The sequence below is a fragment of the Pseudomonas sp. LBUM1676 genome (genome assembly GCF_059695605.1).
This window is the reverse complement of the sequence record NZ_CP166777.1, coordinates 1,688,977-1,704,121: the sequence shown is the minus strand read 5'-3', so window position 1 is coordinate 1,704,121 and position 15,145 is coordinate 1,688,977. Positions and strand designations below refer to the sequence as shown.

At 58.9% G+C, this 15,145-nt stretch carries 16 protein-coding genes; 13 read left to right on the top strand and 3 right to left on the bottom strand.

Translation table 11 applies throughout. The features are described from left to right. Positions 1-8: 8 nt before the first annotated feature. A complete protein-coding gene (gene aroC / locus ACA041_RS07955) occupies positions 9-1,100 on the bottom strand; it encodes a chorismate synthase (RefSeq protein WP_497440615.1) in 1,092 nt (363 codons plus the stop codon). A gap of 84 nt (positions 1,101-1,184) precedes the next feature. Here aroC and ACA041_RS07950 point away from each other — a divergent pair, with 84 nt between their 5' ends. Together ACA041_RS07950 and ACA041_RS07945 are read left to right on the top strand one after the other, a co-directional pair. Continuing rightward, entirely contained in the window at positions 1,185-2,183 is a 999-nt protein-coding gene (locus ACA041_RS07950; RefSeq protein ID WP_497440614.1) for an alpha/beta hydrolase, read from the top strand. A 99-nt stretch (positions 2,184-2,282) separates the two neighbouring features. Next, the gene (locus ACA041_RS07945) at positions 2,283-3,074 is read left to right on the top strand and encodes a hypothetical protein (RefSeq protein ID WP_497440613.1); all 792 of its coding nucleotides are present in this window, start codon (positions 2,283-2,285) and stop codon (positions 3,072-3,074) included. 123 nt (positions 3,075-3,197) lie between these two features. Here ACA041_RS07945 and prmB read toward each other — a convergent pair whose 3' ends face one another. Then, entirely contained in the window at positions 3,198-4,106 is a 909-nt protein-coding gene (gene prmB, locus ACA041_RS07940; RefSeq protein ID WP_497440612.1) for a 50S ribosomal protein L3 N(5)-glutamine methyltransferase, read from the bottom strand. 238 nt (positions 4,107-4,344) lie between these two features. On the opposite strand from prmB, the gene ACA041_RS07935 reads away from it, so the two are divergent. The 8 genes from ACA041_RS07935 to ACA041_RS07900 all read left to right on the top strand — a co-directional run bounded on the left by ACA041_RS07935 (position 4,345) and on the right by ACA041_RS07900 (position 11,589). Then, positions 4,345-4,935 (top strand): cysteine hydrolase family protein, encoded by a 591-nt coding sequence (locus ACA041_RS07935; protein WP_497440611.1) that lies wholly within the window; start codon positions 4,345-4,347, stop codon positions 4,933-4,935. A gap of 131 nt (positions 4,936-5,066) precedes the next feature. Further along, positions 5,067-5,387: a hypothetical protein gene (locus tag ACA041_RS07930; protein WP_497440610.1), complete on the top strand. Its 321-nt coding sequence runs from the start codon at positions 5,067-5,069 to the stop codon at positions 5,385-5,387. A gap of 76 nt (positions 5,388-5,463) precedes the next feature. Continuing rightward, positions 5,464-6,021 carry a Smr/MutS family protein gene (locus tag ACA041_RS07925; protein ID WP_497440609.1) on the top strand — a complete coding sequence of 186 codons (558 nt, stop codon included), beginning with the start codon at positions 5,464-5,466 and terminating at the stop codon, positions 6,019-6,021. A gap of 78 nt (positions 6,022-6,099) precedes the next feature. Continuing rightward, a complete protein-coding gene (folE, locus tag ACA041_RS07920; RefSeq protein WP_128871843.1) occupies positions 6,100-6,645 on the top strand; it encodes a GTP cyclohydrolase I FolE in 546 nt (181 codons plus the stop codon). A gap of 101 nt (positions 6,646-6,746) precedes the next feature. After that, positions 6,747-7,118, top strand: a complete 372-nt coding sequence (locus tag ACA041_RS07915) for a glutathione S-transferase N-terminal domain-containing protein (RefSeq protein WP_497440608.1) — start codon at positions 6,747-6,749, stop codon at positions 7,116-7,118. A gap of 358 nt (positions 7,119-7,476) precedes the next feature. Beyond that, complete coding sequence (locus ACA041_RS07910) at positions 7,477-8,826, top strand: NCS2 family permease (RefSeq protein ID WP_497440607.1); 1,350 nt, start codon at positions 7,477-7,479, stop codon at positions 8,824-8,826. A 62-nt stretch (positions 8,827-8,888) separates the two neighbouring features. Further along, positions 8,889-9,518: a LysE family translocator gene (locus ACA041_RS07905; RefSeq protein ID WP_497440606.1), complete on the top strand. Its 630-nt coding sequence runs from the start codon at positions 8,889-8,891 to the stop codon at positions 9,516-9,518. Between the two features lie 415 nt (positions 9,519-9,933). Further along, a complete protein-coding gene (locus ACA041_RS07900) occupies positions 9,934-11,589 on the top strand; it encodes a hypothetical protein (RefSeq protein ID WP_497440605.1) in 1,656 nt (551 codons plus the stop codon). Positions 11,590-11,791: 202 nt separating this feature from the next. On the opposite strand, the gene uraH is transcribed toward ACA041_RS07900, so the two are convergent. Beyond that, complete coding sequence (uraH, locus tag ACA041_RS07895; protein WP_497440604.1) at positions 11,792-12,145, bottom strand: hydroxyisourate hydrolase; 354 nt, start codon at positions 12,143-12,145, stop codon at positions 11,792-11,794. Positions 12,146-12,564: 419 nt separating this feature from the next. Between uraH and puuE the strand changes: the two genes are divergently transcribed. The 3 genes from puuE to alc all read left to right on the top strand — a co-directional run bounded on the left by puuE (position 12,565) and on the right by alc (position 15,087). Beyond that, on the top strand, positions 12,565-13,491 hold the full coding sequence (gene puuE, locus ACA041_RS07890) for an allantoinase PuuE (RefSeq protein WP_497440603.1): 927 nt from the start codon (positions 12,565-12,567) through the stop codon (positions 13,489-13,491). Further along, entirely contained in the window at positions 13,488-14,003 is a 516-nt protein-coding gene (uraD, locus tag ACA041_RS07885; protein ID WP_497440602.1) for a 2-oxo-4-hydroxy-4-carboxy-5-ureidoimidazoline decarboxylase, read from the top strand. Before puuE ends, uraD begins: the two co-directional genes overlap by 4 nt. An 88-nt stretch (positions 14,004-14,091) precedes the next feature. Next, positions 14,092-15,087 (top strand): allantoicase, encoded by a 996-nt coding sequence (alc, locus tag ACA041_RS07880; protein ID WP_497440601.1) that lies wholly within the window; start codon positions 14,092-14,094, stop codon positions 15,085-15,087. The last annotated feature ends 58 nt before the right edge of the window (positions 15,088-15,145 follow it).

The following is a 15,145-nucleotide window of genomic DNA, read 5'->3' as shown; positions in this document are numbered from 1 at the left end:
GTCAACCATTAAAGCTGACCCAGCACCGGAGTGCTCACCCGCACATTGGCGTTCTGCCCGCGGTGACGCAGCAGATGATCCATCAGCACGATGGCCATCATCGCTTCGGCAATCGGCGTGGCACGGATGCCGACGCAGGGATCGTGACGGCCCTTGGTGATGACCTCCACCGGGTTGCCGTGGATGTCGATGGAACGGCCCGGCGTGGTGATGCTCGAGGTCGGCTTGAGCGCCAGGTGCGCGACGATAGGCTGGCCGGAGGAAATGCCGCCGAGGATGCCGCCGGCATTGTTGCTGAGGAAACCTTGCGGGGTCAGTTCATCGCGGTGTTCGGTGCCGCGCTGGGCGACGCTGGCGAAACCGGCGCCGATTTCCACGCCCTTGACCGCGTTGATGCTCATCAGCGCATGGGCCAGTTCGGCGTCGAGACGGTCGAAGATCGGCTCGCCCAGGCCTGGCATCACGCCTTCGGCAACCACTGTGATTTTGGCGCCGACCGAATCCTGGTCGCGACGCAACTGGTCCATATAGGCTTCCAGCTCCGGCACCTTGTCCGGATCCGGACTGAAGAACGCGTTCTGCTCCACCGACTCCCAGGTCTTGAACGGGATTTCGATCGGACCGAGCTGGCTCATGTAGCCGCGAATGACGATGCCCTGGCTGGCCAGGTATTTTTTCGCAATCGCACCCGCCGCCACGCGCATGGCGGTCTCGCGCGCCGAGCTGCGACCGCCGCCGCGGTAATCGCGTTCGCCGTATTTGTGGTGATAGGTGTAGTCGGCGTGGGCCGGGCGGAACAGGTCTTTGATCGCCGAGTAGTCCTTGGACTTCTGGTCGGTGTTGCGGATCAACAGGCCGATGGCGCAACCGGTGGTGCGCCCTTCGAACACGCCGGACAGGATCTCGACTTCGTCCGCTTCCTGGCGCTGGGTGGTGTGGCGGCTGGTGCCGGGTTTGCGGCGATCGAGGTCGCGCTGCAAATCGTCGAGGGAGATCTCCAGACCCGGCGGGCAGCCGTCGACAATGGCGACCAACGCCGGACCATGGCTTTCGCCTGCGGTGGTGACAGTGAACAGCTTGCCGTAGGTATTGCCGGACATGCGGGACGCTCCGTGAAATCGAACCTGAATACGTAATGCGCGCCAGTATACGCAGGCTACCCAAGTAGTTCATCCTCGAACCTTATGGGTGCCCGCGAGTCCAACCGGCATCTTGTTCATGATGGCGTGATGATGCTGCGAGTTATAGCCTTGAGCCTTACCCTGTTTACCGGCTTTGTACAGGCCACTGTCCTGCAACGCCCGATCACTCTTGATACCGGTACCGGCGAGCTCTTCGGCTCGTTGTTGCTGCCTAAATCCGACCAACCCGTGCCGGTTGTCCTGATCATTTCCGGCTCCGGCCCTACGGATCGCGATGGCAACAACCCCGACGGTGGACGCAATGACAGCCTCAAGCGTCTGGCCTGGGTGCTGGCCAAACACAACATTGCCAGCGTGCGTTACGACAAGCGTGGCGTGGCGGCGAGCCTGGCGGCGACCCCGGACGAACGCAACCTGTCGGTGGAAGCCTATGTGGCCGATGCCGAGGCCTGGGGCCGCAAGCTGAAAACCGATCCGCGCTTTGGCCAACTGATCCTGCTCGGCCATAGCGAGGGTGCCTTGATCGCCAGCCTCGCGGCACCGAGCCTGGACGCCGCGGCGGTGATTTCCATGTCCGGCAGCGCCCGTCCGGTCGATCAAGTATTGCGCCAGCAATTGAGCAATCGCTTGCCGCCCCCCCTGATGCTGCGCAGCAATGAACTGCTCGACAGTCTCAAGGCCGGCCGTACCGATGACAACGTGCCGCCGCAACTGCAGGTGATTTTCCGCCCGAGCGTGCAGCCGTACCTGATTTCGTTGTTCCGCCAGGATCCGGCGGCAGCGTTCGGCAAATTGAAGATGCCGGCGCTGATCATCCAAGGCAGCAATGATATCCAGGTCGGCGTCAATGACGCCCGGCTGCTCAAGGCTGCCAAACCGGACGCCGAACTGGCACTGATCGAGGGTATGAACCACGTGATGCGCATCGTGCCCAACGATGTAAAACGGCAATTGGCATCCTATAAGGATCCGCAATTGCCGCTGGCGGCCGAACTGGGCACGCGAATCCTCGGGTTTATTGACGGACTTCGTGCCAGTTAAGCGCTGTTTGCCCTCCAGTCCTGCAGAAAACGGCCGATAAGCCATTGTCGCCAGCGCTAAGACTGGCGACAAGCAGGGCTTGGACAGGATCTCGCCGTTATGACTGATACCCCGACTTCACCCGACACCACCGCTGAAACAGAGGCTGCGTCAGTGGTCGAGCTGCCGTGGGCGGACGTCCACGCCGAGCATTACAGGATGCTCCGCCTGGCGCCGCTGAAAACCGAGCGCAATACCGGGGCACGCCCGCTGCGCTTTGTCGAATTCGGTCATGCCGAGCGCCACGACAAGGAATGCAGCCTGATGCGCATGAGCATCACCCTGCCCGGCCAGTGCGTGCGCAAGGAGCAGAATCATCTGGACGTGTGGGTCGATCACGGCACCCGGCGCGTGCATTTCGGCCCTGACAGTGGCCTGCAGATCGAGCCAATGAACCGCGGAATTGGCCGCTTCATGGCGGCTCAAGGCATCAACTGGGCGAAGACGCGCTGGCCCGGCTACACCGTCGACGGCACCGACCTGAACAACAAAGATGCGCTGAATGAAGACACACGCCTGCGCCGCGATCATTTTCTGCGGGTGCATGGTTTTGACGTGGTTTACACCGACGCCCAGCATTTGAAGGGCAGCGTCACAGCGGTGCGGGTCGGCGATCTGCTGGGTGACTGGAACACCGAAAAGCTGCAAGTGGTGGAAATCATCGAAGCGGCGCAGATGCTGCAGCAAGCCGAGCAGAACCTGATCGAACAGGAAGTGAAGCTCAGGAAACACGAGGAAAAAGTCAGCCAGTACCAGCGCGAAGACGCAGGGCTGCGTTTTACCATTGCCTGCCTGGTGGCGTTTGCGGTGTTTCAGGCGGGGTTGTTGATCTGGATTGCCTTGCACCGCTGAATGTTGGAGACCGAGGTGCGGCCATCGCGAGCAAGCTCGCTCCCACAGGTTTTGTGCCGTGCCCAAGAGATGCGGCACACACAGACCCTGTGGGAGCGAGCTTGCTCGCGATGCTTTTGACGGCTAGACGCGAGAAGCAAACAACGCCTGATGATCCCGGCACTGCTCGGCCGTCAACATGAACACCCCATGCCCGCCCCGCTCGAAATCGAGCCAGGCGAAGTCGACTTCCGGGTACAGCGCCGTGACGTGAACCTGGCTGTTGCCCACTTCGACAATCAGCAAGCCCTTCCCGGTCAGATGATCCGCCGCTTCGGCGAGCATGCGCCGTACCAGGTTCAAGCCATCATCACCACAGGCCAGGCCCAGTTCCGGCTCGTGCTGGTATTCGTCCGGCATGTCGGCAAAATCTTCTGCATCGACGTAAGGCGGGTTCGACACGATCAGGTCGAAACGCTGACCCGGCAAACCATCGAAACCATCGCCCTGCACCGTGTACACCCGCTCGTCGACGCCGTGGCGCTCGATGTTCTGGTTGGCCACTTCCAGAGCTTCGAACGACAGATCGGCCAACACCACTTCGGCGTTCTGGAACTCGTAGGCACAGGCGATACCGATGCAACCGGAACCGGTGCACAGGTCGAGAATCCGCGCAGGCTCGGTACCCAGCCAGGGTTCGAAGCGTTTTTCGATCAACTCGCCAATCGGTGAACGCGGGATCAGCACGCGCTCGTCGACGATGAACGACATGCCACAGAACCAGGCCTCACCCAGCAGGTAGGCGGTCGGAATGCGTTCTTCGATCCGGCGTTTGAGCAGGCGCTGCAGATTGACCAGCTCATCTTCTTCCAGGTTGCAGTCGAGGTAGCTGTCGGCCATTTCCCACGGCAAGTGCAGCGCACCCAACACCAGTTGGCGGGCTTCGTCCCAGGCGTTGTCGGTCCCATGGCCAAAAAACAGATCCTCCCCATGAAAGCGACTGACGGCCCAACGGATATGGTCGCGCAGGGTACGAAGGCGGGAAGTGATCACAGCGGCAAACTCCAGAAAAAACGACGGATGATTCTAACAGCCAAAACCTGTGGCGACGACGTGGGAAACCACCGGACACAATGTAGGACTATTCTCTTTTTCTGGTTGGTGATTGAACAATACGAGGATATTGACAAGGCTACAGGCCAAGAATGACGGCGCCTGCGATAGTAGCGATTCACAGAACCGCTCAGCCAGAGGACAATGTCGCAAAAGCCCCACCCGAAGGAGCCCCAGAATGTCCGTTCCAAAAACGATGTTTCAACTCAGCGGCCGCGGTTACGCTGCAGCCAATCTGAGCAATGCGACGCTTGTCATCATCGATGCCCAGAAAGAATACCTCAGCGGTCCGCTGGCCCTGAGCGGCATGGATGCTGCCGTCGCGAACATCAAGCAACTGGTAGCCGCTGCCCGCGCAGCCGGCCGGCCGATCGTGCATGTGCATCACCTTGGCACCGTCGGTGGCCTGTTCGATCCGCAGGGCGAGCGCGGTGAATTCATTCAGGGACTGGAACCGCGGGGTGACGAAACCATCATCGGCAAATTGCTGCCGAGTGCGTTTCACGGTACCGAACTGCTGGAGCGTTTGCAGAATCTCGGCTCGCTGGATTTGATCGTCTGCGGTTTCATGAGCCATTCCAGCGTCAGCACCACCGTGCGCGCCGCCAAGAACCTGGGCTTTCGTTGCACCCTGGTAGAAGATGCCTGCGCCACTCGCGACCTGCCATACAAAGGCGGTGTGCTGAGTGCCGAGCACGTGCAGCAGACCGAAATGGCGATCATGGCGGACAACTTCGCCACCCTTGCCGTGACCCGCGGGCTGATTTGATCGACGCTCGATGAGCGATTCATGCCACCGCTCATCCGCTAAAGCCGCTCGTGTGCTGTAATTGTCTTAGCCTCAGGAACATCCCGGTCAACTCCCGGTCGAAGGGCCGATACCCATTGAGGAAGGTCGGAATGAAGTTATCCGATGGATTTGACGCTCGCCGCTTGCGGTCCAAAGGCCAAAGCAACTGGCGTTTTCGTTTCGGCGCAGCCTTTGCCGCCTTGCTGGCGACCTGCGGCGTGCTGCTGGCGATGGCCGGTGTGGCCAGCCTGCTGGGCCGCCCTCCGGCACTCGGCGAGCTGAATGCCAGCCCGCTGGGCTCGACCATCATTCTGGTGGTCGGCCTGTTCCTGCTGTACCTGGGTGTGTGGCTGTGGCGCCGCTGCCGTCGCCGTGCGCGTCAGTCCCGGGAGCTGAACATTGCCCCGCACCTGATGAAAAAACACGACTGAGTCGACCCCTCGGGCGTTTTGTCGCGCCCCATTCGTCCCGAGTTGGGTAAACTGGCCGCCCTTCGCGGAGGCTGACATGCAAGACGACGATTTTTCCCTGTTCAAGAGCGCGATCCAAGGCGTCAAGCCGATCAAGCACGATCGCGCCGAAACCGGCAAACCCAAGGCCGACCGCGCGCAAATCGCCAAGCTGCGCCAGGCCGCCACCGTGCGCACCGATGCCACCACCGTCGACGGGCTGTCCGATCAGTTCGTGATCGACGTCGGCCCGGAAGACGAACTGATGTGGGCGCGCGACGGGGTGCAGGAAAGCCAGATGCGCAAGCTCAAGATCGGCCAGATCCCGTTCGAAGGCAGCCTCGACCTGCATGGCATGAACGTGGAAAAGGCCCGGGAAACCCTCTGGGCGTTCCTGGCCGAAGCGACCAAATTCGAAATCCGTTGCGTGCGCGTGACCCATGGCAAGGCCGTGCGCCTGGACGGCAAGCGGCCGATGATCAAAAGCCACGTCAACACCTGGCTGCGCCAGCATTCCCAGGTGCTCGGCTTCACCTCGTGCCAGGCCCGACACGGCGGCGCCGGAGCGGTTTATGTGATGCTCAAACGCATCATGATGGAAGGTCGCGACGAGTGAAGCCGTCGCTTCATGCTTGCAGCGCCGTGTCCGCCACCGTACCCTTGGCCTTTGCGTAAAAATCCCACAGGTAGTTTCATGTCCCTGGAACAGAATTACACCGCGATTCTCGGCCAATTGGGCGAGGACGTGTCCCGCGAGGGCCTGCTCGACACGCCAAAACGTGCCGCCAAAGCCATGCAGTACCTCTGCCGCGGTTATGAACAGACGCTGGAAGAGGTCACCAACGGTGCCTTGTTCAGCTCCGACAACAGCGAAATGGTGCTGGTCAAGGACATCGAGCTCTACTCGTTGTGCGAACACCACCTGCTGCCGTTTATCGGCAAGGCCCACGTTGCCTACATCCCGAGCGGCAAGGTGCTGGGGCTGTCGAAAGTCGCGCGGATCGTCGATATGTACGCCCGCCGCCTGCAGATCCAGGAAAACCTCAGCCGCCAGATCGCCGATGCGGTCCAGGAAGTCACCGGCGCCCTGGGCGTTGCGGTGGTGATCGAGGCCAAGCACATGTGCATGATGATGCGCGGTGTGGAGAAACAGAATTCGTCGATGATCACGTCGGTGATGCTCGGTGAGTTCCGCGAGAATGCGGCTACCCGCAGCGAGTTTCTCAGCCTGATCAAGTAATCTGCGGCACGAAGAAAACCGGCGTTCATCGCCGGTTTTTTTTCGCCCGCGAAAAATCAGGTAAGCTGCGCGCCTTCCGTTTGCCCTGTGAGGCTAATACCGTGTTCGTTAAAGCGCTTCGTGTCGGCCTTGGCCAACTGATCATCTTCATCGACTTCATCACCCGTCCTGGCAAGAAGCAACGCCCTGCCGAGATTCAGGCTCAGGTCAACACGGCTGCCAAGGGCCTGACCCTGTATCAGTTTCACGCCTGCCCGTTCTGCGTGAAAACCCGCCGCACCCTGCGCCGCCTGAATGTGCCGGTGGCGTTGCGCGATGCGAAGAACAACGCGCAGGATCGCCAGGCGTTGCTAGAGCAAGGCGGCAAGATCAAGGTGCCGTGCCTGCGCATCGAAGAGAATGGGCAGACCACCTGGATGTATGAGTCCAAGGTGATTATTGATTATCTGGATAAGCGGTTTGCTGCGGCCTGAGGGCTTAGTGGTGAGCTGACTGGCGCCTGCTCGCGAAGAGGCCGGCACAAACACCGAGGGTTTCAGACAAAAAAACAGACCGGCCAATTGGCCGGTTTTTTGGTTTCTGCGCTCCCCTCAAGCGGCTTTTGCCTCAGGGTCGCGAAGGCGTCCTCACAGGCGATATATCCCAATTGCCAAACTTTTCGTCTACAAAATCAAAAACATTATTTGCTTTATTTGTATACAAAAGCATAATCCACTTCGTGCGAGTTCCTGACCAATAGGTCAACAAATTCGCAAGCACCTCAAAGGGCCGCTGCCACCCTCATGGGTCCGCCCCTGGAAATAACAATAAAACGCTTGAGGAGTACTCGCTGTGGAAAGCCGCAAATCCGAAGCCCCGACCCTGGAACTCTCGCCGCCGATCCGCAATGGCTGGCTGGAGCGCATCTTCAAACTCAGCTTGCATGGCACCACGGTGAAGACCGAGTTGATTGCCGGTCTGACGACCTTCATCACCATGGCCTACATCATCTTCGTCAACCCCAACATCATGGCCGATGCCGGAATCGATCACGGCGCCGCCTTCGTTGCCACCTGCATCGCCGCTGCGCTGGGTTGCCTGCTGATGGGCCTGTACGCCAACTGGCCGGTCGGCCTGGCGCCGGGCATGGGCTTGAATGCTTTCTTCACTTATACCGTGGTCGGCACCATGGGCTACAACTGGGAAACCGCCCTGGGCGCGGTGTTCGTTTCCGGTGTGCTGTTCATGTTCCTGACGTTTTCCCGGATCCGCGAATGGCTGCTCAACAGCATCCCCGTGAGCCTGCGCTTTGCCATGGGCGCCGGCGTAGGCTTGTTCCTGGGGCTGATCGGCCTGAAAACCGCCGGCATCGTGGTTGACAGCCCGGCCACCCTGATCAAGCTCGGCTCCCTGCGCGAGCCTGGCCCGCTGCTGGCCGCCATCTGCTTCCTGATGATTGCCGTGCTCAGCTACCACAAGGTGTTCGGCGCGATCCTCATCAGCATCATCACCGTGACACTGGCCGGTTGGGGCCTGGGCCTGGTGCACTACGAGGGCATCATGTCGGCCCCGCCAAGCCTGGCACCGACCTGGATGGCCATGGACGTCGCCGGCGTGTTCAATGTCAGCATGATCAGCGTGGTGCTGGCCTTTCTTTTCGTGCACATGTTCGACACCGCCGGCACCTTGATGGGGGTGGCCCAGCGCGCCGGCCTGGTCAACGCTGACGGCAAGATCGAAAACCTGTCCCGCGCCCTGAAAGCCGACAGTGCTTCCAGCGTATTCGGTGCGGTGGTGGGTGTGCCGCCGGTCACCAGCTACGTGGAAAGTGCCGCGGGTGTGGCCGCGGGTGGTCGCACCGGTCTTACCGCCGTGACCGTGGGTGTGTTATTTATTGCGGCTATGTTTTTCGCCCCGCTGGCCGGCATGATCCCCGCTTATGCCACCGCTGGTGCGCTGATCTACGTGGCAATGCTGATGATGGGCGGTATGGCGCACATCGAATGGGACGAGGCGACCGACAGCATTCCGGCGATCATCACCGCGATCATGATGCCCCTGACCTTTTCGGTCGCCGACGGCATCGCGCTGGGCTTTATCACTTACGTGGTGCTGAAAGCCTGCACCGGTAAGCACAAGGAAATTTCCATCAGCCTGTGGGTGCTCTGCGCGATCTTCATCGCCAAGTTCGTTTTCTTGTAAGCCGTACACGTAAATCAGCCTCACCCCGTCGGGTGAGGCTTTTGTGCAAATGGAGGAAAGTGATGAGTCTGGAAACCTGGCTGCTGTTCAGCGGCGCTGCGCTGGTGGTGATCCTGATCCCGGGGCCCCTGTCTTTGTTGATGATCAGCAACAGTCTGAATTACGGTTTGCGCCGTTCGTACCCGGCGTTCCTGGGGGGCGTGTTTGCTTCGATCTGCTTGCTCAGTGCCTCGGCGCTGGGGCTGGGCGCGTTGTTGCTCGCGTCGGAACAGCTGTTCAGCGCCCTGAAAATCGTTGGCGCGCTGTACCTGTTCTACCTCGCCTGGCAGAGCTGGCAACAATCGCGCCTGCCCTCGGTGGGCGCTGAAGTGCCCCAGGCCGCGCCGGTGCCGCGTTTTCGCGCGCTGTTCGGACGTGCGTTTGTTTTAGGTGCCAGTAATCCAAAAGACATTTTGTTTTTTGCAGCATTCCTGCCGCAGTTTTTGAGTGCAGAACAGCCGTTCCTGCCGCAATTGCTGGTGATGATTGCCACGTGGACGGTGTTGGATCTGCTGTGCAAACTGGCCTATGGGCTAGGGGCGCATGGTGCAGCGCGGTATCTGCGCAGTGGCAAGGGGCAAAGTTGGTTTAACCGGATCAGTGCCGGGTTGTTCGGCGGTGCGGGTGCCGCTTCCTTACTGAGTAGTCACTGACACTTTCGATTGTATCCGTCACTTCTGTTTTTCCCTTCTCTGCTGCCCTTCTGACTCGCAAAGTCACTCAGGAGGGCAGCACCTCACCAATACCCTGCCCTGACTCATGGACTGTAGTGATACATGTCCATGCCTCTGTTCGCCCCCCGATTGTCATACACAGCAACAACCTATGAGATAAGGACCTCGCACTGTCTTCAAACCGCAACAGATAGCAACAACAGCATATATATGTATATCTAAAATTTTTAGCACGTTGTCATCCTGCCAAAACCCGAGCGACCTCTTGGTTTTTACGAACACGGCTCTATCAAGATTAAACATTCAGATGAGTGACCATTCAAAGCTTTTCTAAAATCATGACCTCCATTCAATCCGAAATCACTACTTAATAATTTATCGGAGCATTAGATAAATGGCTAAACCACCGAAAAAAATTCCTGGTTCCAGCCCGGAAGACAGCACTTCGACAACGACACGACCTCATTCGGAAAATACTCAGCTCCCTGGTCACCAAGCCAGTATTGATCACCCTGATTTTCATTGGCCAGGAAGAGACACTACACCCGGTACACGCCCTGCGGATGCTTCGCCAGACACCCATCCCTCTGCAGAATCCGCGATCGTCATCACGGATCTGCCGACTGCTGGACGCTCTACGCCTGAGAAAACAGACGGGAACGAGCCTGTTCGAGCCTTCAGAAAAACAGTCAGTCTCGATGAGCTCATCATTGCGAATAAATTTGCCAGGAGCCTGGATGCCCCGGATAAGGACGGGATTCGCAAACATTCTTCCGGGAGGTTATTTGTCGATCTCTTGGACAACACCACTGTCATGGTCGTCCTGTTAGAGGGAGGAAAATGCCAGGCGAAGGACAGCAAAAAGGGGGACGTGTATGGGCCAGTGCTTGAACGTTTGGAAGGAACGTCGCGGTGGCAGCCCGAAGAGTCCGGTTCTGGGCCGGGCAAGCGCCCACCGTCCGCCGAACCTGGCGAACCCACTCCCGGCCCGAGCAAACGTCCGCGCCTGGATGAAGAAAGTAGCGACTCTCCCGATACAGACATCATTGCCGATAATCTTCTCTCGAATGAATCGATCGCACTGGATCTTTCTTACGGACTGTGGCGAAACTGGGGGAGAAACACACAGCCTCAATCAGGTCAATCCATAGAAATAGACGGGCTTCACTATCCGATAGTGCCTCAGGATATGCAGTCCACTACGCGCCTGGTCTATTTGCAACACCCTGGATTTTCACCTGGGCGATATGACGCTTTCGAACAGATGCTGTTGGACAATCCATCGCTACAGCCAAAATGGGCCATAAAAAAGGATAACCAGTGGAAGGTGGTGGAGAGACGCCTTCCGTTTGTAATGTCCCTGTCTCAATACGTCGCCAGTTCCTTCAAGTATTTGTCGAATCATTCAGCAAGTACGATTGCAAGAGCAGTGTTCAATCAGATCAGTCATTTCGCAGACATCAACGCGCATGGCCTCGCGCTGATGAGCCGGGCATTTCACCACTGGGCAGATAGAATCAGTAACGAGGCGCCCCGTCGAGAGCTGGCCGACCCGCTGATGATGCTACCCAGGCTGCCCACAACACTGAGCGGCTCCGAGACAATAATTTCACTGCCTACACCCTCCGCGGAGGCATTGCAGCGACTTGACTTTGATCCAGAACGAATCCCGCAAGAATGGAATGAGTATGTAACGAACGTTCCAGGCGCCAGTCTTCGAAGCCTGTTCAGCACTGTTTTAGAACATAACGGCTATGTCGTGAATCGTACGACCCGCATACTCAGCGAGGATGCGTTACTGTTTCACCGGGAAGGGCTTGATGCCGTATTCGTGTTGAGATTTCCCGCCACTTCGCTACTTGGCAGCATGAAACGTCCTGCTGTGCCAGGTTCCGAACTGAGCGATCCAGCGTACCGGAGCAGAATTGGCGAAGAGCAATGGCAGGAACTGAGCAAGCATCTGGACCTGAACAAAGCCATCTATTTACTCGGCAGTACTCAACCCATCGGCGCAGATCAGACCACCCTCGTCATCGTTAGAGAAGGTTGATACCTCGCTCCTTCGCAACCGACCCTTTTCCTTACCGGACAAGGCTGACAGGACTGCTGGACGTTCCCGTGGATCAGCGCGGGAACGTCGCCGGATACGCCATGCCTGGCGTACCAAAAAAAAAGCCCGCAGTGTGAGCGGGCGAAAGACCAAAGAAGCTATATGCGCAGTCGCTTCCAGGTTGAGGCAGTTGACTGGGGGATCAGCTGCCGCGGTACGTGGAATAGCTGTATGGCGAAATCAGCAACGGCACGTGGTAGTGGTCCTGCTCTGCGCTAATACCAAACCGCAGCACCACCACATCCAGGAACGCAGGTTCCGGCAGCTGAACGCCTCGGGCGCGATAGTAATCACCCGCATGAAACTGCACCTGATAGACCCCGGAACGGTAGTCATCGCCTTGCAGCAGCGGTGCATCGACACGGCCATCGCTGTTGGTGACCGCACTGGCGACCAATTCCAGTTGCGAACCTTCAACACGGTACAACTCGACCTTGATCGAGCTGCCCGGGCAACCGTGTGCAGCGTCTAAAACGTGTGTAGTCAAACGTCCCATTGATTCTGCGCGCCTGGCTGCATCAGCAGTCAGGCCTCGCGCCTCCCGAAGTCAGTTGAAAAGGAGACCGCACCGGTTCGGAGCACGAAACGCTGCGGCGAGCGATTGATTAAGACACTTTTCAAAAAAATTGTACACAATAAAAATGACATTTTTAGCCCTACCCTTGCCACTCCGGGTTCTCAACGAATTTACCGCCGAACCATAGGAACAAAGGACCTTTCATCCATTAGCTGACCAATCAGGCAGGTTTCTTGCACTATTAGGCCAAGATGACCGTCAGCGAAAAATGCAAAAAATCAGGCTTACAAAGTGGATATAAAGTTGTATACAATCATCCCATCGCTGTGGCGCCAGCCCGGAATTTCATCATCAGGCCGCCGCACCACCTGTTACCACGAACAAGAAGGAAGACTGCAGTGAGCGCTGACTACCCACGCGACCTGATCGGTTACGGCAGTAACCCTCCTCACCCACACTGGCCGGGCAATGCCCGTATCGCCCTGTCCTTCGTGCTCAATTACGAGGAAGGTGGCGAGCGCAATATCCTGCACGGCGATAAAGAGTCCGAAGCCTTCCTCTCGGAAATGGTCTCGGCGCAGCCGCTGCAGGGCGAGCGCAACATGAGCATGGAATCGCTCTACGAGTATGGCAGCCGTGCCGGCGTGTGGCGGATCCTGAAACTGTTCAAGGCATTCGACATTCCGTTGACCATCTTCGCCGTGGCCATGGCCGCCCAGCGCCACCCCGACGTGATCCGCGCGATGGTCGAGGCCGGCCACGAGATCTGCAGCCACGGCTATCGCTGGATCGACTACCAGTACATGGACGAAGCGCAGGAGCGCGAGCACATGCTCGAAGCGATCCGCGTGCTCACCGAAATCACCGGTGAACGTCCGCTGGGCTGGTACACCGGCCGCACCGGCCCGAACACCCGTCGGCTGGTGATGGAAGAAGGCGGTTTCCTCTACGACTGCGACACCTACGACGACGACCTGCCCTACTGGGAACCCAACAACCCGACCGGCAAGCCGCACCTGGTGATCCCGTACACCCTGGACACCAACGACATGCGCTTCACCCAGGTCCAGGGTTTCAACAAGGGCGACGATTTTTTCGAATACCTCAAAGACGCGTTCGATGTGCTGTACGCCGAAGGCGCCGAGGCACCGAAAATGCTCTCGATCGGCCTGCATTGCCGTCTGATCGGCCGTCCGGCGCGTCTGGCCTCGCTCAAACGCTTTATCGAATACGCTAAAAGTCATGAACAGGTGTGGTTCAGCCGTCGCGTCGACATCGCTCGCCACTGGCACGAAACCCACCCGTACCAAGGGGTCGCCAAATGAGCCGCTTTCAAACCCTGCAACCGTCGACCCTGAGCCGCGATGCGTTTGTCGCCGCTTTCGCCGACATCTACGAACATTCGCCATGGGTGGCCGAGAAGGCCTTCGACCTGGGCCAGGACGCCTCGATCGACGAGATCGAAACCCTGCACCAGCGCATGAGCGACATCCTGTTGAGCGCCGATCACGCCAGTCAGCTGGCATTGATCAACGCTCACCCGGACCTGGCAGGCCGTGCGGCCGTCCAGGGGCAGCTGACCGAAGCCAGCACGAACGAACAGGCTGGCGCCGGTATTCACCAATGCACGGCCGAAGAGTTCCAGCGCTTCACCGAGCTGAACGACGCCTACAAGGCCAAGTTCAAGTTTCCCTTCATCATGGCGGTAAAAGGCAGCAACCGGCATCAGATCCTCGCGGCGTTTGAAACGCGCATCCACAACTCGCAAGACACCGAGTTCAAATGTGCGCTGGCGCAGATCAACAAGATCGCCCTGTTCCGATTACTGACCCTATAGCGAGCCTTGCCCGGACGACATTGAACGCAAACATCGCCCAGGGCACTGCAAGCATCCCAAGCCAACTTATTAAAGGCAGACAAGAAGAATGAAAGCTTACGCCGTACCGTTCGAGAAGTTCGTCAACCTGGCCGACGCCCGCCTGGGCACCAAAATCATCTCGGTCACCGATGACTGGTTCGCTGATGCCAACCGCCTGTTCCAGCCAACCCCAGCTGTGTGGAAGGAGGGCGTGTTCGATGACAACGGCAAGTGGATGGACGGCTGGGAGTCGCGCCGCAAGCGCTTCGAAGGCTACGACAGCGCGGTGATCCGCCTGGGCGTACCGGGTTCGATCAAAGGCGTGGACATCGACACTTCATTCTTCACCGGCAACTTCCCGCCATCGGCTTCCCTGGAAGCCTGCTTCCTGGCCTCGGGCGAGCCGGACGAAAACACCCAGTGGACCGAAGTCCTGTCGGCGGTCGAGCTGCAAGGCAACAGCCACCACTATCACGAAATCAGCAACGATCAGGCGTTCAGCCACCTGCGTTTCAATATCTACCCCGATGGTGGCGTTGCCCGTCTGCGCGTGTACGGCATTCCGTTCCGCGACTGGTCCGCTGTCGGCGACAACGAGCAAGTCGACCTGGCTGCCGCCCTCAACGGTGGCCGCGCCCTCGCCTGCTCCGACGAACACTTCGGCCGCATGAGCAACATCCTCAACCCGGGCCGTGGCATCAACATGGGCGACGGCTGGGAAACCGCCCGTCGTCGCACGCCGGGCAATGACTGGGTGATCGTCGCGCTGGGCCATGCGGGCGAGATCGAGAAAGTGGTCGTCGACACCCTGCACTTCAAGGGCAACTACCCGGACACCTGCTCGATCCAGGGCGCGTTCGTGAAGGGCGGCACCGACAGCCAGATCGAAACCCAATCGCTGTTCTGGCGCGAACTGCTGCCGGCGCAGAAACTGGAAATGCACGCCGAGCACACCTTCGCCGAGCAGATCAAGGCGCTGGGGCCGATCACCCACATCCGCCTGAACGTGTTCCCGGATGGTGGTGTAAGTCGCCTGCGCGTACTCGGCAAGGTCGCTAAATAAGCGGTGAGCCCAATCGCCAGCAGGCTGGCTCCCACATTTGCAATGCATTCCCCTGTGG